The 22,797-nt window shown below is 43.0% G+C and carries 24 protein-coding genes and 1 pseudogene; 20 read left to right on the forward strand and 5 right to left on the reverse strand.

Features of this window, described 5'->3' with window-relative positions:
- The first annotated feature begins 5 nt into the window (after positions 1 to 5).
- The 8 genes from argB to DUK53_RS00585 all read left to right on the forward strand — a co-directional run bounded on the left by argB (position 6) and on the right by DUK53_RS00585 (position 5,127).
- Positions 6 to 758, forward strand: coding sequence for an acetylglutamate kinase (gene argB, locus DUK53_RS00550; protein ID WP_036089073.1), 753 nt, complete (start codon positions 6 to 8; stop codon positions 756 to 758).
- Positions 755 to 1,903, forward strand: a complete 1,149-nt coding sequence (locus DUK53_RS00555; protein WP_036089074.1) for an acetylornithine transaminase — start codon at positions 755 to 757, stop codon at positions 1,901 to 1,903. Before argB ends, DUK53_RS00555 begins: the two co-directional genes overlap by 4 nt.
- Positions 1,903 to 2,841 carry an ornithine carbamoyltransferase gene (gene argF, locus DUK53_RS00560; RefSeq protein WP_036089075.1) on the forward strand — a complete coding sequence of 313 codons (939 nt, stop codon included), beginning with the start codon at positions 1,903 to 1,905 and terminating at the stop codon, positions 2,839 to 2,841. Before DUK53_RS00555 ends, argF begins: the two co-directional genes overlap by 1 nt.
- Before the next feature lie 161 nt (positions 2,842 to 3,002).
- Positions 3,003 to 3,200 carry a hypothetical protein gene (locus tag DUK53_RS00565; protein ID WP_036089076.1) on the forward strand — a complete coding sequence of 66 codons (198 nt, stop codon included), beginning with the start codon at positions 3,003 to 3,005 and terminating at the stop codon, positions 3,198 to 3,200.
- 165 nt (positions 3,201 to 3,365) lie between these two features.
- Positions 3,366 to 3,782, forward strand: coding sequence for a hypothetical protein (locus DUK53_RS00570; RefSeq protein ID WP_036089077.1), 417 nt, complete (start codon positions 3,366 to 3,368; stop codon positions 3,780 to 3,782).
- Positions 3,783 to 3,922: 140 nt separating this feature from the next.
- Entirely contained in the window at positions 3,923 to 4,351 is a 429-nt protein-coding gene (locus tag DUK53_RS00575; RefSeq protein WP_036089079.1) for a dUTP diphosphatase, read from the forward strand.
- Between the two features lie 5 nt (positions 4,352 to 4,356).
- On the forward strand, positions 4,357 to 4,680 hold the full coding sequence (locus tag DUK53_RS00580; protein ID WP_036089080.1) for an arsenic metallochaperone ArsD family protein: 324 nt from the start codon (positions 4,357 to 4,359) through the stop codon (positions 4,678 to 4,680).
- Positions 4,681 to 4,785: 105 nt separating this feature from the next.
- A complete protein-coding gene (locus tag DUK53_RS00585; protein WP_036089081.1) occupies positions 4,786 to 5,127 on the forward strand; it encodes a homing endonuclease associated repeat-containing protein in 342 nt (113 codons plus the stop codon).
- A 108-nt stretch (positions 5,128 to 5,235) separates the two neighbouring features.
- On the opposite strand, the gene DUK53_RS00590 is transcribed toward DUK53_RS00585, so the two are convergent.
- A complete protein-coding gene (locus DUK53_RS00590) occupies positions 5,236 to 6,036 on the reverse strand; it encodes an NAD kinase (protein ID WP_036089082.1) in 801 nt (266 codons plus the stop codon).
- 162 nt (positions 6,037 to 6,198) lie between these two features.
- Here DUK53_RS00590 and sppA point away from each other — a divergent pair, with 162 nt between their 5' ends.
- The 4 genes from sppA (at position 6,199) to tpx (ending at position 9,210) form a co-directional block, all read left to right on the forward strand.
- On the forward strand, positions 6,199 to 7,221 hold the full coding sequence (gene sppA / locus DUK53_RS00595) for a signal peptide peptidase SppA (protein WP_036089083.1): 1,023 nt from the start codon (positions 6,199 to 6,201) through the stop codon (positions 7,219 to 7,221).
- Positions 7,222 to 7,234: 13 nt separating this feature from the next.
- Complete coding sequence (locus tag DUK53_RS00600; RefSeq protein WP_036089086.1) at positions 7,235 to 7,753, forward strand: RDD family protein; 519 nt, start codon at positions 7,235 to 7,237, stop codon at positions 7,751 to 7,753.
- Positions 7,754 to 7,822: 69 nt separating this feature from the next.
- Positions 7,823 to 8,674 (forward strand): phosphotransferase, encoded by an 852-nt coding sequence (locus DUK53_RS00605; protein WP_236637257.1) that lies wholly within the window; start codon positions 7,823 to 7,825, stop codon positions 8,672 to 8,674.
- 35 nt (positions 8,675 to 8,709) lie between these two features.
- A complete protein-coding gene (tpx, locus tag DUK53_RS00610; RefSeq protein WP_036079358.1) occupies positions 8,710 to 9,210 on the forward strand; it encodes a thiol peroxidase in 501 nt (166 codons plus the stop codon).
- Between the two features lie 53 nt (positions 9,211 to 9,263).
- On the opposite strand, the gene DUK53_RS00615 is transcribed toward tpx, so the two are convergent.
- Entirely contained in the window at positions 9,264 to 11,594 is a 2,331-nt protein-coding gene (locus tag DUK53_RS00615; protein WP_036089581.1) for a glycoside hydrolase family 65 protein, read from the reverse strand.
- Between the two features lie 173 nt (positions 11,595 to 11,767).
- On the opposite strand from DUK53_RS00615, the gene DUK53_RS00620 reads away from it, so the two are divergent.
- Positions 11,768 to 12,526 (forward strand): DUF1189 family protein, encoded by a 759-nt coding sequence (locus DUK53_RS00620; protein WP_036133214.1) that lies wholly within the window; start codon positions 11,768 to 11,770, stop codon positions 12,524 to 12,526.
- A gap of 20 nt (positions 12,527 to 12,546) precedes the next feature.
- Here DUK53_RS00620 and DUK53_RS00625 read toward each other — a convergent pair whose 3' ends face one another.
- On the reverse strand, positions 12,547 to 13,560 hold the full coding sequence (locus DUK53_RS00625; protein WP_036089576.1) for a LacI family DNA-binding transcriptional regulator: 1,014 nt from the start codon (positions 13,558 to 13,560) through the stop codon (positions 12,547 to 12,549).
- Positions 13,561 to 13,740: 180 nt separating this feature from the next.
- Between DUK53_RS00625 and DUK53_RS00630 the strand changes: the two genes are divergently transcribed.
- The 6 genes from DUK53_RS00630 (at position 13,741) to DUK53_RS00655 (ending at position 20,245) form a co-directional block, all read left to right on the forward strand.
- The gene (locus tag DUK53_RS00630) at positions 13,741 to 15,012 is read left to right on the forward strand and encodes an ABC transporter substrate-binding protein (RefSeq protein ID WP_036089573.1); all 1,272 of its coding nucleotides are present in this window, start codon (positions 13,741 to 13,743) and stop codon (positions 15,010 to 15,012) included.
- A 205-nt stretch (positions 15,013 to 15,217) separates the two neighbouring features.
- Positions 15,218 to 16,141 (forward strand): carbohydrate ABC transporter permease, encoded by a 924-nt coding sequence (locus DUK53_RS00635; protein ID WP_036089568.1) that lies wholly within the window; start codon positions 15,218 to 15,220, stop codon positions 16,139 to 16,141.
- Positions 16,138 to 16,962 carry a carbohydrate ABC transporter permease gene (locus tag DUK53_RS00640; RefSeq protein WP_077917795.1) on the forward strand — a complete coding sequence of 275 codons (825 nt, stop codon included), beginning with the start codon at positions 16,138 to 16,140 and terminating at the stop codon, positions 16,960 to 16,962. The genes DUK53_RS00635 and DUK53_RS00640 overlap by 4 nt, the downstream gene beginning before the upstream one ends.
- Before the next feature lie 247 nt (positions 16,963 to 17,209).
- Complete coding sequence (locus DUK53_RS00645; protein WP_036089564.1) at positions 17,210 to 18,202, forward strand: class I SAM-dependent methyltransferase; 993 nt, start codon at positions 17,210 to 17,212, stop codon at positions 18,200 to 18,202.
- A 24-nt stretch (positions 18,203 to 18,226) separates the two neighbouring features.
- Positions 18,227 to 19,420: an acetate kinase gene (locus DUK53_RS00650; protein WP_036089561.1), complete on the forward strand. Its 1,194-nt coding sequence runs from the start codon at positions 18,227 to 18,229 to the stop codon at positions 19,418 to 19,420.
- 159 nt (positions 19,421 to 19,579) lie between these two features.
- Positions 19,580 to 20,245 (forward strand): GTP pyrophosphokinase, encoded by a 666-nt coding sequence (locus tag DUK53_RS00655; protein ID WP_036089558.1) that lies wholly within the window; start codon positions 19,580 to 19,582, stop codon positions 20,243 to 20,245.
- 52 nt (positions 20,246 to 20,297) lie between these two features.
- Here DUK53_RS00655 and DUK53_RS00660 read toward each other — a convergent pair whose 3' ends face one another.
- On the reverse strand, positions 20,298 to 20,756 hold the full coding sequence (locus tag DUK53_RS00660) for a universal stress protein (RefSeq protein WP_036066705.1): 459 nt from the start codon (positions 20,754 to 20,756) through the stop codon (positions 20,298 to 20,300).
- 349 nt (positions 20,757 to 21,105) lie between these two features.
- Between DUK53_RS00660 and ald the strand changes: the two genes are divergently transcribed.
- Positions 21,106 to 22,221, forward strand: coding sequence for an alanine dehydrogenase (gene ald / locus DUK53_RS00665; protein WP_036133212.1), 1,116 nt, complete (start codon positions 21,106 to 21,108; stop codon positions 22,219 to 22,221).
- Positions 22,222 to 22,396: 175 nt separating this feature from the next.
- Here the strand turns inward: ald and DUK53_RS00670 are convergent.
- Positions 22,397 to 22,738 (reverse strand): annotated as a pseudogene (locus DUK53_RS00670) (iron-sulfur cluster biosynthesis family protein); the annotation flags it as partial.
- Between the last annotated feature and the right edge of the window lie 59 nt (positions 22,739 to 22,797).

A 22,797-nucleotide genomic window follows, 5' to 3' on the forward strand; every position in this document is an offset into this window, starting at 1 on the left:
ATGAGATGAGTGGAATTATTGTGGTGAAAATAGGTGGCGTCGCGGGAAGTCATCTCCATGAAAATTTTTTCAAGCAAATCAAAACGTGGCAGGCGGATGGCAAACAGGTTGTCTTGGTTCACGGTGGTGGCGTTCAGATTAGCAAAATGATGGAGGCGCTGCAGATTCCAGTTGAAACGAAGGCGGGGTTGCGTATCACGACGAAAGAAACGTTAGCGGTGACGAAAATGGTCTTGATTGGGCAGGTGCAACCGGAAATCGTCACAGCGCTTGAACAGCAGGATATCTCGGCGGTTGGCTTACATGCGGGTGACGCGGGCTTGATGCAAGCGGAACAATTAACGGACGGCGAGCTGGGATTTGTTGGCGAAATTACGCATGTGAAGACGGACTTGATTGAGAGTTTAATTGCGCAACAAATCGTGCCAGTGATTGCGCCTCTTGGCTTGGCGATGTCGACGCAATGGCTGAATGTGAATGCTGATTTGGCGGCGTGTGCGGTGGCGGCAGCTCTTCAAGCGGAGGAATTGATTTTGCTGACAGATGTGGCCGGGGTTCTTAATGCGGGCGAGGTGGTGTCGCATATTGATACGGCCGAATTGGACGATTTATTCGCGACAGAAATCATCACAGGTGGTATGATTCCCAAACTCAAAAGTGCGAAAAACGCAGTCACGCAAGGCGTTGGACAAGTCATTATTACGAATGAAATGACGGCTAAAGGAACGATAATAAGCGAAGGAGTGAAGATAGGATGAGTGATTTATTTCCAACATACGCCAAATTCCCAATCGAGATTGTGGAAGGGAAAGGAACGGTTGTGAAGGATGCTAACGGGAAGGAATATCTGGATTTCACCTCGGGTATCGCGGTTTGCAACTTGGGGCATTGCCATGAAACGGTTCTAGCCGCTGTGCAAAAACAACTTGGTCAAATTTGGCACACGTCGAATCTTTTTGAAAGTAGTATTCAAGAGCAAGTCGCGACAAAATTAACAGCGGACGCGGATCGTGTGGTATTTTTCTGCAATAGTGGGGCTGAAGCAAATGAGGCTGCTCTGAAACTCGCGAAAAAACATACGGGTTGTGATGAGATTATCACGTTTCAGCAGTCGTTTCACGGCCGAACAATTGCGACGATGACGGCGACGGGACAAGGAAAAATTCACGACGGTTTCGGCGCACTGCTTCCAGGTTTTACATACTTACCGTACAATGATTTGGCAGCTTTAGAAAACACGATTTCGGCAAAAACAGCGGCTGTGATGTTGGAAGTTATTCAAGGTGAAGGTGGCGTACTACCAGCAACGACGGCGTTCTTAGTTGGTGCCTCCGAGCTATGTCAAAGACACGGCGCGCTACTCATTATCGATGAGGTTCAAACTGGAATCGGGCGCACTGGAAAACGTTTCGCTTTTGAGCATGCAGGAATCGAACCAGATATTTTCACATTAGCAAAAGGGCTTGGAAACGGCTTGCCAGTTGGAGCGATGGTTGGTAAATCTGAGCTTGCCGCAACATTTGGACCTGGCGTTCACGGCTCGACTTTTGGCGGGAATAAAATTGTGATGGCAGCAGCAGACGCGGTTATGGATATCGTTTTTGATGAAGTATTTCTCGCAGATGTGGCTGAAAAAGGCGCCTATTTCCAACAACTGCTTACCGAAAAAGTAGCGGCAAATGTCGTGGAAATTCGTGGAGAAGGCTTGATGCTTGGAATCGCGTTAGAATTTGGAGCGGGAGATGTTGTCAAAGCGTTGCAAGAGCTAGGATTACTTACGTTGACAGCTGGGCCGAACGTATTGCGAATTTTACCACCATTAACGGTGACAAAAGAAGAACTGGAACGCGCGGCGAATTTGATCGAATCAGTGTTGATAAAACAGGAAGTAGGGATGAAATAATGACGTATTATAAAGAAACGACTAAAGGGAAAGATATGCTGAGTTTACTGGAATGGAGCAATGAGGAAATCGCGGAATTAGTGCAGTTGGCGCTTGCGATTAAGACGAATCCGGCGCATTATAGCCATACGTTAAGCGGACAGATTTTAGGGATGATTTTCGATAAACCGTCGACGCGGACGCGTATTTCTTTTGAAGCAGGAATTTTGCAATTAGGTGGGCAGGCGATTGTGATGTCTTCCAAAGAGCTACAAATTGGGCGTGGCGAGCCGATTAAGGATACCGCGCACGTTTTGAGTGAGTATATAAATGCCGTGATGATTCGGACGTTCAGCCATGAAGGCGTGGAGGAGCTTGCGGAACATGCGTCGATTCCGATTATTAATGGCTTGACGGATCTGCATCACCCGTGCCAAGCGCTGGCCGATTTGTTGACGATTTTTGAAGTGAAAAACACGTTTGAAGGCGTGAAACTCGCGTATATCGGTGATGGAAACAATGTGTGCCATTCGCTGTTACTTGCGGCCGCAATGGTTGGATTAGATATCTCGTGCGCGATGCCAGTTGGATATGAGCCGGACGAAACGGTGTTGCACCAAGCTTTGCAAATCGCGGCTAAAACTGGTGCGACAATCGAGATCACGACAGATCCTGTTCTTGCGGTTTCTGACGCGGATTTTGTGTATACAGATGTGTGGACGAGCATGGGGCAAGAAGAGGAGAATGCGAAACGTTTTGCTGATTTTGAAGGATACGCGGTGACGGGCGAGTTAGTGGCGCATGCCAAATCAGACTATCACTTCTTGCACTGTTTACCAGCACATCGCGAGGAAGAGGTCGCGACGGCTGTTATCGATGGCAAACAATCGCTCGTATACCAACAAGCTGGAAACAGGCTCCACGCACAGAAAGCTTTGCTAGTGATGATTTTAGGCTGAAAATTGGGAATCCAATGCATGATTCATTCATGTGCATTGGATTTTGTATTATATTTGACAGTGCTTACATAGAAAGGTAAAATGGAAATGCATGGGAATGTTGTTATATCTCATATTTTTTTAGAATGTTATAAAAATAACGGAAGGGAGGAATTGCTAAAATGGAGCGTGTTGTAGCAGTTTTCAAACGCTTCCAAATACACACAAACTATTCTACTATTCTGAATGAAATTGGAAGTATCAGACTCAAAGTACAAGATGACAAGATACCTAGATTTATTCATACGATAAACACGGAAACAGACTGTCGGGCAGCGCTTAGCCCGTCCGCAGAGTATGTGGAGATAAGCAAGATATAAGAAGATAATCTCGGGAAATGCTAGATAATGCTAGCGATACCGAGATTATTTTTTATGCCAGATTATTGTCACATAGATGTAACGATTCTATGTTACGATTTTAAAGTAGTTAGGAGTGCCATTCCTTCTACAAAAAAATAAAGAAAGTAGGAGATTTTTATGCACATGAAAAAAAGAATTGTTGGACTCTCCGTTGCTGTTTTTTTTGGACTTTCTTCGGTTATTGGTGTCAGTTTGGTGAATACGGGACATGTAAGTTTGGATAAAAGCCTAGGCGTAATTGGAGCGGAAGCAGCAGGCATAGGTGGAAACACAAAAATAAATGGAGTTAACTATAAATGGGTGGAAACATCATGGAGTAAGAATAGAGGGTTAACGTTTAATCCTGGTAATCATGTTTATCAATTTTCGCCAAATCCTCATAATGATCCGTGGTACAATAAAAATCAAAAGAAATTCTATGATTCAGCCGTAGATCAAATTACAAAACAAGGGAATGCTGGTAAATGGGATCAAAAATCATGGCCAAGCTCGATAAAAGTTACGATGAATGGTATTGACTATACATTAGCGCCGAGATGACTTAAATAGGAGGCTTGAGTGTTCGTCTTTTACATAGGCGCTACATTCAGGCTTCTTTTTTAGAGAAAGTAATTCCCGAAACGCTCCAACTATGATAGGATTAGCAGTGTAGAGAATTCAACTATTTGGAGTGATATGAAATGGAAATTAAAGTGAAATACGCGGCGGATCAAGATGCTAGATTAAATAAAATCGAGCAAGGTGACTGGATTGATTTACATGCAAACGAAGAAGTCCACCTAGCTGCTGGTGACTACAAATTAATCGAACTTGGCGTCGCGATGGAGCTGCCAAAAGGGTATGAAGCCCATGTCGTGCCTCGTTCTAGTACATATAAACATTTTGGGATTATCCAATCGAATAGCATGGGAGTTATCGATGAGAGCTATTGCGGCGAAAATGATTTCTGGAAATTCCCAGCGATTGCCATGCGCGATACCGTTATCGAAAAAGGGGATCGAATCTGCCAGTTCAGAATTATGGCGAAGATGCCAGAGGTTAAAATTACAGAGGTTACAACGCTTGGTAATACCGATCGTGGCGGTTTTGGTTCCACGGGGAAAAAATAAACGAGATGGATATTAGCTATTTTTGCTTACAGGATAATGGCAATCTCGAACTGGAAGTGTTCAAAAGTATACACAATGACGCGTTCAGAAATACGCATCTCGTTTTTGCAGGGGAAGAGCTTCAAACACATGTGCATGTGATGTCAGAATCGGAACTACCATTTATCCAAAATAAGTTAGTACACGCGGAACTTACAGAAAATGGTCAAAAAGTTTTGCCTATCATTATTGTTAATGGTATGATTGTGAGACGTGGTGGATTGTTCAGTCCAGATGAATTGTCTGAACTTCTAGCCATTGGAATAGATATCCAGATAGAGGAATCTTAAAGCACGGAAAAATTTTGCGGAATCTAGGGCTATCTAGTGACGGTGGAAAGAATCATATGGTACAATAATCCTTGTGAATACTTTAATAGCGAAAGGTTGATTAAATTGGCGGCAAAACGATATACGGATGAATATTTAATAGATGAAGTAAAACGCATTACAAAAGTACTTGGCAGGCCACCAATAGGCGCTGCATCAGAGTTTCCAGGTGTTGGGGCGGCAACGAAGAGTTTTGGCTCATGGGAACAATTTTTGAACGCGGCAGATTTGTCGCTAACAGCTCCGGAAGGGGAAGGCAAAGAGATTAAGGAACGCTATATTAAAGAAGCAAACGAAATTATCCGAATTCTAGGCAGAGCGCCGAAAATGACGGACTTTGACGACTATCGCGTGGTCAAGTATTACTTCGGTAGTTGGCAGGAATTTAAGGATTGCTGGAATAAATAAGGATATGTGCTCCGTTCTAGAAAACTTGGAACGGGGCTTTTTCATGACAAAAAAAGCTTATTCGCACACGCCTGATTTGGCAGTATGAACAAGCTTTAATTCGGATTTTTACAAGAAATTACGCTTCACTTTATCCCAGAATGAATTATTATGCAGTTTGATAATATTCACAAAGCGGTCGCCAACTTCAAGCTTAATCTCATCAACGTGTTGGATGCTAAGCGCTTCGGAATCCATCCCCATAATCGGGAAGTCGTTTACGCCGTTCGCACGCATATCTAAACGCAATTTACGTTTTGGGCTCAAAATGAACGAAGAGCCAAGCGTCCGGAAACGGTTATTATTAATCGAAGCTAGTTCACTCACTTGCATTGAAGGTAGTAATGGATCCACAATCGAGCCGTTAATCGACTTATTGTAAGCTGTACTTCCTGTTGGCGTCGAAATAACCATGCCATCACCGCGGAACGTTTCAAATAGGCTGTCATTAATATACACATCGATTTGCAGCGTACGAATAATCGATGAACGAATATTGAACTCGTTTAGTACGTAAAAAGCCTTCGAATTGTTGACCGTACCGTAAATCGTTGGGTAACGGCGAACAAGCCAGCGATCTTCTGCCGCGGCCTTAATAATTTCATCGATTTGGTGTACGTGAAAATCGCAATATTGTCCAAGTTGTTCCGTCAAGGCGATGCCCGCATATAAACAATCGGAGCGGAAACCAGTTTCGCGCACGGATTTCAAGAAAGCGCCGTCTCCACCAATACTAATAATCGCTGTTGCAGCTTCGAAATTATCGGTTACTTCAAAACCGTATTCTTCCGTTACTTTTTTTAGTTCATCGGCATGTTTTTGTAATTCTTCTGTTTTGCGATAGGAAAAGTAAAAAATTGTCTCAGCCATACTAAAACCTCCAGAGTTCTTAATTAATTCAATCTCCACCCCATTATAACACGAATGCTCACTACTAATCTTGTAAAAAATAAGAATTTTTCAAGTTTCGCTGTAAAAAGTAGCTGTTTTCCGTTATGATAGTTCTATGGTAATAAAAAAGGGGGAAATAATGTGAATGCAAAAAGATGGATTGCGATCGGGATTGTCGCCGCTTTATTAGTAGTGAGCGGGATTACGAAGATTACGAGTACGCTCCTAGCAAGCGATGATGAGTACAAAATGTCGTGGGCGGAATCACTGACCGCGATGGATACAGAAATGACCGAATTGGTGCTTGAGGATGGGAGCCAAGATAAGCGGATTGCTGTGCTACATATTGATGGCGCAATCCAAGACACAGGTTCGAGCGACTCGCTTCTTGGCGGTAGTGAAGGCTACAACCATACGGATTTCATGGATCAGTTGGAACAAATTCGGGAAGATGACACAGTTGCCGGAGTTATTCTAAACGTCAATTCACCAGGTGGCGGCGTTGTAGAATCCGCGCAAATTCGCGATAAAATTTTACAGATCAAGAAAGAGAAGAAGTTGCCAATCTATGTTTCGTTCGGTAGCATGGCTGCATCTGGCGGTTATTACGTTTCCGCGCCAGCCGACAAAATTTTTGCAAGTCCTGAAACACTGACTGGTTCGATCGGCGTTATCATGCAAGGTTATGATTTTAGCGAATTGATGAAGAAAGTCGGAATTTCGGATAATACGATTAAAAGTGGGGAATTCAAGGATATTATGAGTTCGTCGCGCCCGATGACGGCAGAAGAAAAAGCTATTATGCAGTCGATGATTGATGATTCTTACGGCCAATTTGTAAAAGTTGTCGCGGAAGGTCGTCACATGACAGAAGCTGAGGTTCGAAAAATTGCAGACGGTCGGATTTACGATGGCCGCCAAGCGAAGGCGAATGGTTTAATCGACGCATTCGGATATGAAGAAAATGCCTTGAATGCTTTGAAAAAAGAGCAAGATTTGAAAGGCGCACAAGTATTTGAATACGATTCGAGCGGTGGCGGTTTAGCATCGATTTTCTCTACGTCGATCAGCCAAATCGTAGGCCAAAAAAGCGAGGCGCATCAAGCGTTACAGCTAATGAACATGATGGAAGCGCCGCGTCTGATGTACTTGTATGGAAAATAAAGGAGGAGTTCAAATGGAACAGGAAACGTTGCAACACACGGAGCGTCCAGTTTTTAAATATGAGCCTCCAAAAGAAGAACAAAACGGTTTTCCATCCCAATATTACGCAGGATTCTGGATTCGTTTCATGGCGTATCTTGTAGATTTACTCGCAACGACGGCAGTTGCGGCTATCATCATCAGCCCGATTTTCAGACTAGCAGATTGGCAAATGGACGGTTCGTTTTTCGCGATTTACGGTGCGCTCGTGACGCTTGTTTTTCTTGCTTATTTTATCGTGATGACGAAGTTCTGGGGGCAGACGCTCGGAAAAATGATTTTTGGGATCCGCGTTGTGTCATTGAAAACGGGAACGTTGACATGGGGAACGGTGTTGTTTCGCGAGGGTGCTTTGCGCTTCGTCACTTCTGTCGTTTGGGGACTATACGTAGTCTGTGCCTTCACGCCGAAAAAACAAGGAATCGCGGATTTACTGGAAAGCACGGCGGTTGTGCATGAAGGGTATTTGAAACTAGATAAAGATTGGAAGTAGTATGTTAAAATGGGGACTTACGAGCTTGGCTTGTAGGTTCTTTTTTGGAAGGGAGTGGGTTCGGTGGGTATGAAATCAATGATCGACGAATTGTTGCGAGAAAACGTGTTAGGTTCGGAAATTATCACGTGGGATCATTTGCGTGGTGGGACGTCGAGCGCGGTTGCCAAAATACAATGTGAAGACGGCAAAACCTATGTTGTGAAGGGAAATGAGGCGAATCTGATTTATTGGGAAGCAACATTTCTGCGGTTTTATAAGGATAGCGCTTTGTTGCCAAGATTGGTGTACGACGCGAAAGATTATTTAGTGTATACATTTATGAAAGGGGATACATTAGGCGCTCGATCTGAAAAAGCGAAGATGCTGCAAGATTTGACGGTAGGCTTAATCAATGAATACAAGCCGATTATGCGCGGTTGGGGTTGGCATGAAAAGTTCACCTGGCATAAGTTTTTGCAACAGGAAATTATGGGAGCTGAGGCTATTATTGGCAAGCATTTACCAAATGAAGATGCCGTTCTCGTTAGGAAAGTGGTCAAGGATCAGCCTCGTGAGCGCTTATATTTTCTACATGGCGATTGCGGCGTACATAATTTTCTGTTTCAAGACGGGCAGTTGTGCGGCGTTATTGATCCACTTCATCTTTTTGGACCGCCGATGTATGATCTTATTTTTGCGTTTTGTTCTTCACCAGATAGTCTGGATGAGAAAACCTTGCAGGACGCGCTATTATTTTTCAATGGGGAGATTCCAGGGGAGCTCTACGGTTCGGTTTTGATTGGGTTATACATTCGGATTGCGCGCTGTCTTTTGCATCATCCAGAGGACTTGGCGGCGTATTTAGAGGCTTGGACCTATTGGAAAGCGCTTTACTATAGGCAAAAAAATAGTACATTGCGCGACACTTCGGTAGAATAGAGGGCGTAGATACAAATCAAAGGAGGCAATTCAATATGGCAGAAGTTACATTTAAGGGAACCCCGATGACATTGATTGGGAAAGAAGTAAAAGTTGGTGACACAGCGCCAGATTTCACGGTTTTAAATCAAGGTTTGGAGCCAGTTACATTAAGCGATTACGATGGCAAAGTGAAAATAATAAGCGTGATTCCATCGATTGATACAGGCGTGTGCTCGCAACAAACGCGCAAGTTCAATGAAGAGGCGTCTGGTTTAGAAAATACGGCGATACTTACGATTTCTGTAGATTTACCGTTCGCGCAAAAGAAATGGTGTGCCGCAGAAGGACTTCCTAATGTGATTACACTTTCTGATCACCGCGACCTTTCGTTTGGTGAGGCGTACGGCGTTGTGATGAAAGAATTGCGTTTGTTAGCTCGCTCGGTATTCGTGTTGGACAGCAATAATAAAGTCGTACACGCGGAATACGTTGGCGAAGGAACAAATCATCCAGACTACGAAACGGCGATTGCGAAGGCAAAAGAAGCGAAATAATGAATAAGAGCTTGTTCTGATGTCCAAATTGGCATCCGAAACAAGCTCTTTTTTTAATTTGTAGTAAATGTTGAATCGGCTAAAACAACGATTTCAGTACCGTTTAGTACGAATTCGACATCTTTGTTCGACGTATTTGTGATTTCAATCATATCATGCGTGATTTTCATGTGTAAGCGAGCACCTTTCCAATAAATAGGAAATTGTAATTCTGTCCATTTTTCTGGGAGATGAGGGTGCACGTATAATCTGCCATCAAGCATTCGGACACCACCAAAACCATTGACCACAACTTGCCAAATACCGCCAATAGACGCTGAGTGAATACCGGCATCGCTTGATTTCATATTTTGGCCAAGATCGATGCGGCTAGCTTTTTCAAACATCGAATAGGCGAGGTCTTTATCACCTAAGTCAGATGCTAAAATGCTGTGTGTAGCCCGACTTAACGAGGAATCATGCAGTGTTTTTGGTTCGTAATAATCCCAATTAGCTTGCTTCACATCTGGTGAGAACTCATTTTCTAGTAGGTAGAGCAGAATCATGACGTCCGCTTGTTTGGTGATTTGCATGTCATTTACTTGGTCTAGGTTGTAGTCTAAGAATAGGGCGCCGACTTGTGATGCTTCTTTATACGGTGTTAGGTCGATGATTTTTTTTGATAAATACGTATCATCTTGCGGGATAACTAACGCTGCATTTGGCTGTGGAAGGTAGAGTTTTGCTGCTTTTTCTCGCCATTTTTGATAGTTGCTCTGTAGGTCCCATTTTGCGGATAGGGACGCGAGTAGCTCGGGATTTTCTTGTTGCAATAAGTCGTAGTATTGTATTGCTTTTTCTAAATTCCAATGAGCCATGTAATTCGTGAAGGCATTATTATCTACGTGTTCTTTGTACTCATCAGGACCGACGACACCAGTAATTTCATAACGATCGTCCTTTTTTTCAAGGCGTGATTGCCAGAAAACTGCTGTCGCAAAAAGGAGTTCATAGCCGTGTTTTTCCATGAAATCTTGGTCGCCAGTAAATTGATAATATTGCCAAACAGCGAACGCGATGTCTGCTGTGATATGCTGTTCAATGAAACCTGACCAAATTTTGGTGGGCTCGCCTGTGATGATATCTGCTGCACCCCAAACTGGCGTTACTTCACCATCTTCCAGCCAAGCAGATTCCCAAGGGAACATCGCGCCTTCGTAGTTATTGTCACGTGCTTTACGAACCGCTCCGGGAATGGATAAAGAGCGATATTCAAGGAGTTGGCGGGCAATTTTAGGGTTGGATGTTGTGAAAAATGGCAGAACGAAAATTTCGGTATCCCAAAAAGCATGGCCTTTGTAGCCTTCGCCGGAAAGTCCTTTTGCGCCAATGTTCATGCGATTATCATGGGCTGGCGTCATACCTGTGAGATGATAAATCGCAAATCGAATCGCGAGCTGGTCGAAATCAACGCCCTCGATTTGGATAGGATATTGTTCCCATACGGTTGTTTGCCAAGCTTTGCGGTGTGCTTTGAACAAGCTATCATAATTGGGTGTCATGGCGAAAATGGCAAGTGCTTGATCGGCATCCTTCCAATCTTTGTCGCGGCTTGTGTACACGCCTGATATTTTCTCAATCGTAATCGTCTCATTTTGCTGGATTGTCTCAGGCTCAAAGGTTGTGAAAATTTTGCGACGGTCCATGAAAATCGTATTTTTAGGCGTGATTACACTATTTTCGAGTGTAAATGCATGACGGGAAAAATGAGCAAAATCAATGTTGGATTCGGTTGTATGCGCTTCTAGTTTCATGATTTTTTGGTCATATAATCGCAAAACGCCTTCTTTAAAATGTTGCGTACCTGTATTCGTCATTTGGCCGTTAATGCCGGAATGAAGTTTCAAGGTGAGATTCCTAGAAAGCGGAGTAATCGCGACTTTTTGGGCAATGATATGTTTATTGGCTAGGGATACGAAGCGGGTGAAAATCAGTTTATATTCGTCATCAGATGGGGAACGCCAATGAACCGTACGTGATAATGTTGCATCTTTTAGGTTCAAGGTACGGTCGAAATGAAGGATTTCACCATCAGTCAATTGGAAGGTATCACCATTTAGTGTGAAGCTCATTTCCGTCATGTCGGCAGCGTTTGGAAGTTCGGTTACTTCTTTATCACCGAGGAATTTGTTGAAAGTGCCAGCGATGAAGTTGCCGCGAACCTCTCTGGCATAGCGCTCCTCGGTTGCTGATCGCAAACCCATGTAGCCATTTCCTAGACTGAAAACAGCTTCGACTTTGCCAAGTGTTTCAGGATCGAAGTATGTCTCTGTGATCTGCCAGTTTTTTAATTCTCCGGAACCTGTATCGTATTTTAATGCTTGATGCTGGTTTTTTAACAACATAATAGTATCCTTTCGTAACGCATAATGTAAATGAATAGATAACGCTTTCTTTAATTTCACATTTTATACGAAACGTTTCGGTAAGTCAAATGAAATTTTGTTATTGATTTAAATCCTGTAATGGTTTAATATGATTTTTAATAGCAAATAACGTTTTGGATGTGAGGGATAATATGGGGATAGTGGAACAATTTCAGCAGAGTTTATTTTTTCAGTGGAAGGAGATTGGGAAGTGGAAGGCGCAGAGTATTTGGAAATCCTTTTTTTATTTGCTGTGTTTGGTGTTGCTTTCGTCCCTTATCCTTAGTTTTTCTAGCTTTTCGAAGACGTCGAAATTAGATTATGAGGCCTTATTGACGGAAATGGAGCCGTTTGTATTGTCAGAGAAGGGCTTGGATTATACGGGTGAGCCCTTGATTGTGCCTATTCCAGTTTTTGATACGACGGTTATGATTGGGAAGGTGACGCAAAGGGCGACGACGTATTATGTGGTAACGTTGCAGGGTGACGGATTTAAATTTGGGAAAAATGGCTTGATGTCACCAAATATCACGTCCTATAGTCGTTTGCCGATTTGGGGGAGTAAGCAGGAATACACCAATGCGGATGTATTGAAATTGTTGCAGGAGAACGAATCGCAGTTAAAGCAGGTAGCCTTTTTCTACCAGTACATGAAGGCATTTTTGCAGGTAATGATTAGTATAGTCTTTATTTCTATCATTGCATTAGTATCGATTCCATTTGGTCGCGGTGCTTCGGTTAGTTATAGGCGGCTGTGGATGTTTGGCGCTTATGGCATGACGTTGCCGATTGTGATAAAAACGATACTGAAATTAACAGGATTCTTTATTCCGTATTTTGGAATGATGTATTGGTTTGCGGTCATTATTTTCGTTTTTTTAACGGTGAATACAATAAAGAGGAGTGCCTGAATCTTGGCGCTCCTCTCTGCTTATTTCTTAGCCCCGCTAGATTCACGGACGATTAGTTCGTTTTGCAAAATTTGATGGTGTTCTGTCGATGTTTGATTAATAATTTCCAAAACAAGTGTAGCTGCAGCTTTTCCGAGTTCAAACGGATTTTGCGCGACGGTGCTAAGGGATGGACTTACATAACGGGTGAGCAGAATATTGTCGAATCCAATGATTGAGAGCTCTTCGGGGACCTGGATTTGAAGCTCACGTGCGGCCTGTAAAACACCTAAGGCCATGATATCGCTGGCGCAGAAAATAGCGGAAACCTCTTGTCTCGCTAGTAGAAAGCTGAGCGCTGTTTGGTACGCTTTTTCTTCTTCAAAATCACCGTAACAAATTAGTTTATCGTCATACTCCATGCCCACTTCGATTAGAGCTTCTTGGTAGGCTTTAAAGCGAATTTCGCTTACGTATGCCCGTTTATGCCCATTCATGAACGCGATTTTTTGATGGCCGAGGCGTGATAAATATTTAATTGCCGTTTTGATGCTATCTTCTTGGTCGGAGGTGACGTAGCCAGTGGAATCGTTTTCGATGGGGATGTCTATCAGAACGGTGGGCAGATTGCTAGCAACGGCTTCTGTTAAGTAGGGATCATTTTTTTTTAGTCCTTGGATGATGACACCGTCTAGGTTTCGCTCGCCCACAACTTGGCCAAATGTTTTGTTTCGTTGCCTCGATGTGGTCGTGCTAATCAAAATCATTTCATAGTCTATCGTTGCGACATATTCGCTCACACCACACAAAACTTCGAAGACAAAATTATCCTTCACACTTTCCCTTTTTAAGTCGGTCACTAGTAGCCCGATGGTTTTTGATTTTTTTGTGACAAGGCTCTGCGCCAACATATTTGGACTGTATTGCAATTTTTGCGCGGAGGCTCGAATGATAGCTCGCGTTTCTTCGTTTACGTCACTATAGCCATTGAGCGCACGTGAAACGGTAGTTACAGAAAAACCGGTGTCTTTCGCAATATCTTTGATTGTTGCCAAAACGTTATACCTCCAATACTAACTTCTTGTTATCCCTATTTTAGTGGAATTTAGGGAAACTTACAACTCTAAACATCTATTTCTTTGAAAATAAGCACTTGACATCCGAAACGTTTTGGAATAGAATGACTTTAAATGAATACGCTTTCTTTAAATTGGATAAAAAGGAGAAGAGTTGCTATGAAAAATGGTTGGAAAATGCTTGGGATTCTAAGCGCAGTTTTTGCATTGTTATTTACAGTTGCTTGTGGAAATGAGACGAAAGATACGGCTGGGGCAGGCGAGAAAACGGTAACATTAGGTGTTTGGAAAGGGACAGAGGCTGAGAATACGACGCGTAAGAAATTGATTGCTGATTTTGAAAAGGAGTCTGGAATCAAGGTGAAAGAGAAGGTGTACAACGATTATGAAACGCAACTCCAGACGGATTTAGTTGGGGGAACCGCGCCAGATGTCTTTTATGTAGACGCTTACCTCGCACCAAGTTTGATTGAAAAGAAGGTTTTAGCGCCTTTGGATGATTATATTTCGAAGACAAAAGATTTTGATACGGATGATTTTTATAAACCGGTATACCGTGCATTTACAGGAGATGACAAGGCGCAGTATGGATTGCCGAAAGATTACTCAACGCTCGGTATTTATTACAACGAGAACATGTTTGCTGATGCTGGAATCGATCCGAATACGATTCCGACAACCGCTGATAAAATGGGGGCTTTCCTAGAAAATTTGAAGGCGAAATTACCAAAAGATGTTGTCCCTAGCGCGTTCACAGCAGATCTTGCTCGCCAAATGTACATTGCACAAGCATCTGGGGAACCGATTATAGATAAAGATGGCTACTCTAATCTGGATAATTCAAAAATTATTGCGGCATTACAACCACTGGTGGATTGGTACCAAAAAGGCTTGATTAAGCGCCCAGCGGATTTAGGACAAGACTGGTCGGGGGACTCGTTTGGAGCAGGTAAAGCAGCGATGATGGTTGAAGGGAACTGGGCAATTGCACATTTAAAGCAAAATTTTCCGGATGTGAAATTTGGAACGAAAGAAATACCAACCATTGATGGGAAAAAAGGAACGATGGTATTTACGGTAAGTTATTCGATGAACGCAGCGGCAAAAGACAAAGATGCGGCGTGGGAATTAATGCAATATTTTACTGGGAAAACGGGCATGAAGACTTGGGCAGAAGGAGCATCGGTATTGCCGTCACGCCAATCAGTTGCAAAAGAGATGAACATCGAAACAGACGCAATTTTGAAGCCGTTTGTGGCAGGTGCCGAATATGCGACACCGTGGCAAGACGGTACGACGCTCTCGATTGTTGCGGATCAATACAAAAATATGCTTCCATCGGCGCTTAAAGGCGAGATGACGTTGAAAGAAGCGATGACGAAAGCGACAGAGAGTGCGAATAATGATATTAAGACGCAGTTGAAAAACTAGAGAAGTATTACTGGTGGATTGCTTGTTCACATGTATATTGAGGTTCTTCGGGGGTTGAGATGGGTTGCTATTTTTGAGTTATTTCATGTTAGCGTCCTAAGGATCACTGGTGGATTACCTGCTCACTGCGTTCACATGCATATTGATATCCTAACTCAGCAAAGAACGCTTCCTAAGGATCTCAACAAAAAAAGGAGTCTAGAAAATGAATCCAAACAAGTCTAAGCGTAAGGCGAAGGAGGCTGCGCAAGGCATATCCTTCATGTTGCCAACGATTATCATCATGACCGTTTTTACATTAATACCAATCATTTACGCCCTATTCTTATCTTTAAACAAAGTTAGTCTCGTCGGCGAATCGAGCTACCAATTTGTCGGCTTAAAAAATTACACGAACGCATTTCAAGATGAGCGTGTCTGGATTGCGCTCAAAAACACGGTGCGATACGTGATCATCGTTGTGCCTTGCCAAACTATCTTGGCATTGTTAATGGCATCTTTACTCAATTCGGGGATTAAATTTCAAAATACATTCCGAACGATTTTTTTCTTACCAACATTGACGTCCAGTTCGGCATTAACGATGATATTCATGTTCTTATTTAGTTTGACGGGTCCAGTGAACAATATTTTGGTCGATTTTGGCATTCTTAGTGAGCCGATTAATTTCATTAATGAAACGCAATTTGCGCTGGGTACGATTATGGTGATGAATATCTGGTCCACGGTTCCATTTTTCATGACGATTTATTTGGCTGGATTACAAGATATTCCAAAAACGATGTACGAGGCGGCGCAAGTGGATGGGGCCAATGCTTGGAAACGTTTGACTCGAATTACGGTTCCGCAGATTGCGCCGATTACGAACTATGTCCTTTTGATGGGGATTATCGGCTGTTTTCAGCTTTTTGATCAAGCGTATATTATTTCGGGTGGGAGTGGTGGCCCGAATAACGCCACGTTAACGCTTTCCCTCATTATTTATCAGTACGCATTTAAGTCATTCGACACGATGGGATATGCTTCGGCAATCGCGATTTTGCTGACAATCATCATTTTTGTTGTATCGATGCTCGCGCGGAAACTGAATAAAGAGGATGTCAACGAAGAGGGAGGTGCGGCATCATGAAGCGAAAGCGTTTTTGGAAAATAGTAACGTACACATTGCTTATCGGCTATGGTTTAGTGACGCTGTACCCGTTTTTGTGGGCAGTTATGGCATCATTCAAACCGTATAGCGAAATTATCGGTGGCGGGCTTTCCTTGCTACCAAAAGCACCAACGCTTGAAAATTTTAGCTACATTTTTACGCGTGATCCGCTTTTTCCAAGATGGATATTAAATTCATTTATCATCGCGACTTCAGGAACTATTTTAAATATTATATTTAATAGTATGGCGGGTTACGCTTTGGCGCGACTCCGTTTTCCTGGGCGTAAGCAGATGTTCTTGCTTATTTTGGCAGTCATTATGGTGCCGGCGCAAATTCTTTTGATTCCAAACTATTTAATCATGAAATCCATTGGAATTCTTGATACGTATAATGCACTGATTTTACCAGGTGCGATCAACTTTGGTTATATTTTTATGATGCGGCAGTTTTTTGTGAATTTCCCGAAAGAGGTGGAGGAGGCGGCGCAAATGGATGGGCTGAGCCGGACGCAGACATTTTTCCGAATCGTTTTTCCAATAGCACAGGCATCCATCGCGACACAAGGCGTCTTCGTGTTCCTCGGTTTGTGGAATGAATTCATGAAACCATTACTCTACATTACATCGCCAGAAAAATACACATTGACACTGGGCTTACAGTCGTTTCAAACGCAAAACGCGACGCAGTGGAATTATATTATGGCAGCGTCCGTTGTTTCTATTATTCCTATTCTGATTCTATACATTGTTTTGAATAAATATTTCATGAAAGGTGTACGTATTGGTGGGGATAAGTAATTTTTAAAAATAGCAAAGCTTTGATGGGGTGCTTCGGCACTCTTTTTTTGTGCATCCTGTTATAGTGAATACTAAGCTTGGCACTATAACAATACGCAAAACATGAGGAAAATCCACAAAAATAAAGCGCTTGCTCATTTTGCCACAAACCTTGTTTTTTGATAGTGTAAAATGCTATCATCTTGACTGGAAATGCTGTATAATATTTAATTGGTGTTAGAAATGAAGGAATTCGAGGTGTTCACTTTTGACAAATGCAACAGTTGAGGAATTATTCCGTGTTCTCGATGATACAGCCATCATTATTCAGAACGAGCTCGAAATGAGTTATCTGGAGGCCGTTTATGAGACAGGAGAGAATTTATTTCAGAAAGAGGTACTTCAAAAGGATGAACTTTCTGCTGAGGCGACACTGAATCTGGAAGAGCGGTATGGTTCTGTTCAGTTGGAGGAGTTTGCAAAAGAAGATATCCGTAAGAGTTATCAACTTGCACTCTTAAAAGGTATGAAGCATGGCATTCAGGTCAATCATCAAATGACGCCGGACTCGATTGGGTTCATTATGGGTTACTTGGTAGACAAGGCTTTTGCTGGTAAGAAACAAATCCGTTTGCTCGATCCTGCATGCGGGACCGGGAACTTAATTGCAACGATTGTCAATCAATTGGAAGGTAAATTAGAGCTCGATGCTACTGGCGTTGATGTCGATGATTTGCTCATTTCGCTTGCTTACGTCGGTGCTGATTTGGAGCGCCAACCAATCCAACTTTTACATCAAGATGGTTTGGGCAACTTGCTTGTCGATCCGGTCGATGTTGTTGTGAGTGACTTGCCGGTTGGGTATTATCCAGACGATACGCGTGCTAAAGCGTTCGAGCTACGCCGCGACGATGGGCATTCTTTTGCGCATTTTTTATTTATCGAGCAAGGTATGCGGTACACGAAAGCAGGAGGCTATTTATTTTTCCTAGTGCCGAGTGCGATGTTTGGAACGGAAGATTTCGCGAAAGTGGACAGGTTCATCAAAAAACATGGTCACATTCAAGGAATTCTGCAATTGCCAGAGACACTTTTTGCATCTGAGGGAGCTCGAAAAAGTATTCTAATCCTGCAAAAAGGGGCAGATGATTTGCAGCCGCCAAAAGAAGTATTGCTCGCGAACCTGCCAAGTTTGACCGATCCAAGAGCGACGGCAAACGTATTGGCGAAAATTGAAAACTGGTTTAACGAAAACAAGTAGTTGAAGGGAATGGATGAAATAAACATGGAAAAAACAATTGCAATTAATGCTGGGAGCTCGTCACTAAAATTCCAATTATATGATATGCCATCAGAAACGGTTATTACAGCAGGAATCGTAGAACGTATTGGCTTGAAAGATTCGATTTTTACAATCTCTGTTGGCGATGAAAAAATCAAAGAAGTAACGGACATTCCGGATCACGAAGTTGCGGTCCAAATGTTACTAGACAAATTAATCTCGCATAACATCATTAAATCGTACGATGAAATCACAGGCGTTGGACATCGTGTTGTTCACGGCGGCGAAAAATTCACAGAATCCGTATATATCACGGATCAAGTTATTACAGACATCGAGGAATTATCTGAACTTGCGCCACTTCATAACCCAGCGAACGTTACTGGTATTCGCGCTTTCCGTAAAGTTTTACCTGATATCGTAGCGGTAGCCGTTTTTGATACAGCTTTCCACCAAACAATGCCGCAATCAAGTTACCTTTACAGCTTGCCGTATAACTACTATGAAGATTATGGCATTCGTAAATATGGTTTCCACGGTACGAGTCATAAATATGTGACAGAACGTGCGTCTGACTTGCTTGGTCGTCCACAAGAGGAATTGCGTTTAATCACATGTCACTTAGGAAACGGTGCAAGTATCGCTGCAATCGAAGGCGGTAAATCCATGGATACATCGATGGGCTTCACGCCGCTTGCTGGTGTTTCCATGGGAACTCGTTCTGGTAACATCGATCCTGCGCTCGTTCCATTCATTATGGAGAAAACAGGGAAATCAGCGGAACAAGTGCTTGACGTGTTGAACAAAGAATCAGGTATGCTTGGCGTATCCGGTATTTCGAGTGACCTTCGTGATTTAGAAAGCGAAGCCGCAAAAGGAAATGATCGTGCTGAACTAGCGCTTGACGTCTTTGTTGATGGTATTCATAAATACATCGGTTCGTATGCAGCTCGTATGAACGGTGTCGATGCGATTATCTTCACAGCAGGAATTGGCGAAAACAGTTCGTACATTCGTGAGCGCGTTCTTCGTGGTCTTGAGTTCATGGGCGTTTATTGGGATCCAGCTTTAAACCAAGTTCGTGGTGTAGAAGCATTCCTTAACTACCCGCACTCACCAGTTAAAGTTATCATCATTCCGACAAACGAAGAATTGATGATTGCACGTGATGTGGAAGTTATTCGCGCACAAAGATAAATAGAATTTTGCAGAAAGCAGTTATCTCGATTGAGAGATAGTTGCTTTCTGTTTTTTTGATGAGATTTTGGAGAAATATCCAGTTATAGTTAACTCTATACCTTGGTTTTGTGCTATTATACAGGAGTGAATACAAAAATTGTAAAGGCGGCAAATAATATGGACAGTGCTCTTTTAGAAGATTTTAAAGTATGGCTTGGGAATGATCCGAAGTTGAGCGAAGGAATGCAGCATTTAGATGAATTTCGCAGTTTAATGACGTGCTATCAATCCGTGATTCGAGAAGTACGTACGAAATTGGATATTCTAAATGACGAAATGGCTTTGAAGGAAGATCGAAATCCGATTCAGTTTATCACGTCTAGAATTAAGAAACCGATCAGTATTGGCACGAAACTAGCAAAAAAGGAGAAGGCAATTTCGGTGGCTAGTATTCGAGAGACGCTGAACGATGTGGCAGGAATTCGCGTTATTTGTTCCTATACAGACGATATTTATTGGCTAGCAGAAATGTTGACCAAGCAAGATGATGTCTACTTAATCGAGACGAAAGATTATATTAAAAACCCGAAAGAAAATGGTTATCGTAGTTTGCATCTAATCTTAGAGGTGCCTATCTTTTTATCAGATCGTAAGGAAGCATATCGCATTGAAGTTCAAATCCGCACAATTGCAATGGACTACTGGGCGAGTTTAGAACATTCGTTACGCTACAAAAAAGAAATGGGTGACGCGGGGCTTGGTTTGGAGCTCGAGGTTTGTGCGCGAGAAATCGCAGCAATCGAAGACAGAATGCTTGCCATCCGCGAGAAAATAGATAACTAAAAAAATAAGCGATTTCCCACTGAGATTCGGGAAATCGCTTATTCATATTTTGTTAGTCTTTGTAAACTGGATCTTCGTTTCTTACAACTAGTACGTCGCATGGGGAGTGACGGATGATGTACTCCGAAACACTACCGATAAGTAAGCGTTCTACTGCGTTTAGACCAGTCGCACCACACATGATAAGGTCGGCTTTGAAGGCTTTGGCAGCTTCTTTTGTGATCGCTGTTTTTGGTGAACCGTATTCGATATAAGTTTCGACATTGGTAACACCTTGTTTTAATGCATCATCTTTGTAACCATTTAACAATTCATCCGCGTATTCTGTGGCTTTGTCGGCCATGGAAGTATCGTAGTTAGCGACGGATGAGAAGGCACGCGTATCGATAACATGAACAAGTCCGAGTGATCCTTCATTTCTTTTTGCAACTTGAATTGCTTTCTGGAATGCGCTTTCTGCTTCTTTAGACCCGTCAACTGCTACTAAAACTCTACTATATTGCTGTAACATACTAAATCCCTCCTGCCCAGCGTGTCGACAAACGCCTATCTTCGTCGTTAAAGTCTGTGCGCCGGTGCTCACATACCTGAGTATGCTCCGCTCCAGTGCTCGACTTTGCCTAGAATATAGGCATTTGTCGACACGCTGGGGTTTGGCGGGACTTTCACGAAAACAGTGAATTTCGACACTTTGGAAAATCTTTTTATACTATTATTGTACCCTTTTTTTGCGAAAACAACCATTAAAAGCATTGCAAAATTTTTTAACCCGTATTTTTTTACAATTCGGGTCATCTGTGTTATTCTTGTTTTGTAAGCGCATACTTTATGGGCTAATTTACTTAAAAGGGGAGATTCATATGTTAATTGGTGTTCCAAAAGAAATTAAGAACAATGAAAATCGGGTAGCAATGACGCCGGCCAGTGTTTTATCTTACGTGCAATCAGGTCATAAAGTACTAGTAGAAACAAACGCGGGTGTAGGTTCAGCTTTTCACGATGAGGATTACGTTGCGGCAGGCGCGACGATTGTGGGAACTGCTGCTGAGGCTTGGGCTGCGGATATGGTTGTGAAAGTGAAGGAACCGATTGCATCTGAATACGGCTATTTCCGTGAAGGATTGCTGTTGTTCACATACTTACATTTGGCGAATGAGCCAGAACTTGCGAAGGCGCTTACGGAGAATAAGGTGAACAGTGTTGCCTATGAAACGGTGGAGCTGGATGACCGTACATTACCATTACTTAGCCCGATGAGCGAGGTTGCTGGTCGTATGGCAGCGCAGATTGGGACACAATTTTTGCAAAGGAACAATGGCGGTCGCGGTATTTTACTTAGCGGTGTGCCGGGCGTTGAGCGTGGCGAAGTGGTTATTATCGGCGGCGGGATGGCAGGAACGAACGCAGCAAAAGTGGCGATTGGGCTTGGTGCGAATGTGACGATTCTCGATTTGAACTTGCATCGTTTACGCGAGCTGGATGATATTTTTGGCAATCAAATTACGACGTTGATGAGTAACGCTTTCAACATCGAAACGGCTGTGAAAAAGGCGGATTTGGTTGTTGGTGCGGTACTGATTCCGGGTGCGCGTGCTCCGAAACTTGTGAAAGAGGATCTCGTGAAGCAAATGAAACCAGGTGCGGTTATCGTGGATATCGCGATTGATCAAGGTGGTATTTTTGAAACGACGGATCGTGTGACAACGCATGATGACCCGACGTATGAAAAACATGGTGTTGTGCATTATGCAGTGGCGAATATGCCGGGTGCCGTGCCACGTACGTCGACCATCGCGCTGACGAATGCGACACTACAATTCGGATTAACATTGGCGAATAAAGGGCTTGCTGATGCAGTTCTTGGAAATTTATCGCTGTATAAAGGTGTGAATACGATTGGTGGTTATGTGACGTATAAAGCCGTTGCGGATGATTTGGGTTATGAATATAAGGCGGTGGAAGAAGCGCTGGCTTAACTAGAAAAGCCAGTTTTCGTAGACTATTCGCCGAACCCCAGCGTGTCGACAAATGCTTAGATCCTAGGCAAAGTCGAGCACTGGCGCGACGCACAGGCTCTAACGACGGAAATGAGCGTTTGTCGACACGCTGAAACGAGCAGAAATCTCTTGCTGAGGTTACTGCTCGTTTTTTTGGTGTGTGAATATAGTTATTATCAGTGTCCATGAGTAGGAGGTTACGATTGTAGAATTGACCGTCGCTTTTTAGAATGAGGGCGTTAGATTTGGCATCGTAGTCGATTTTTAGTTGTTCTTCTAGGAAAACAGCCGTCCAGCGCGCGATTAAGATGGGACCAAGATTGGATGAGAATTCGATGTCTTCAGGTGTTGTTTCGATCGCTAGTTTTAATGTGAAAATACCGCTGTTTTCGCAACCGCATCCTTCTGTTAAATAGTAGAGATATAGTTTGCCGGGAAGGTCACCGCGCAAGGCCTCGACGCGTGAAATGGCTGCAGGTGTGAATGTTAGGTTCATTTGGAATCACCTCGTTTTTATTTTATTGTACGGCGATTGGGTGGGATTGGGAAATTAGT

It is taken from the genome of Listeria sp. SHR_NRA_18 (assembly GCF_003856515.1).
GTDB classification, from domain to species: Bacteria; Bacillota; Bacilli; order Lactobacillales; family Listeriaceae; genus Listeria_A; species Listeria_A newyorkensis.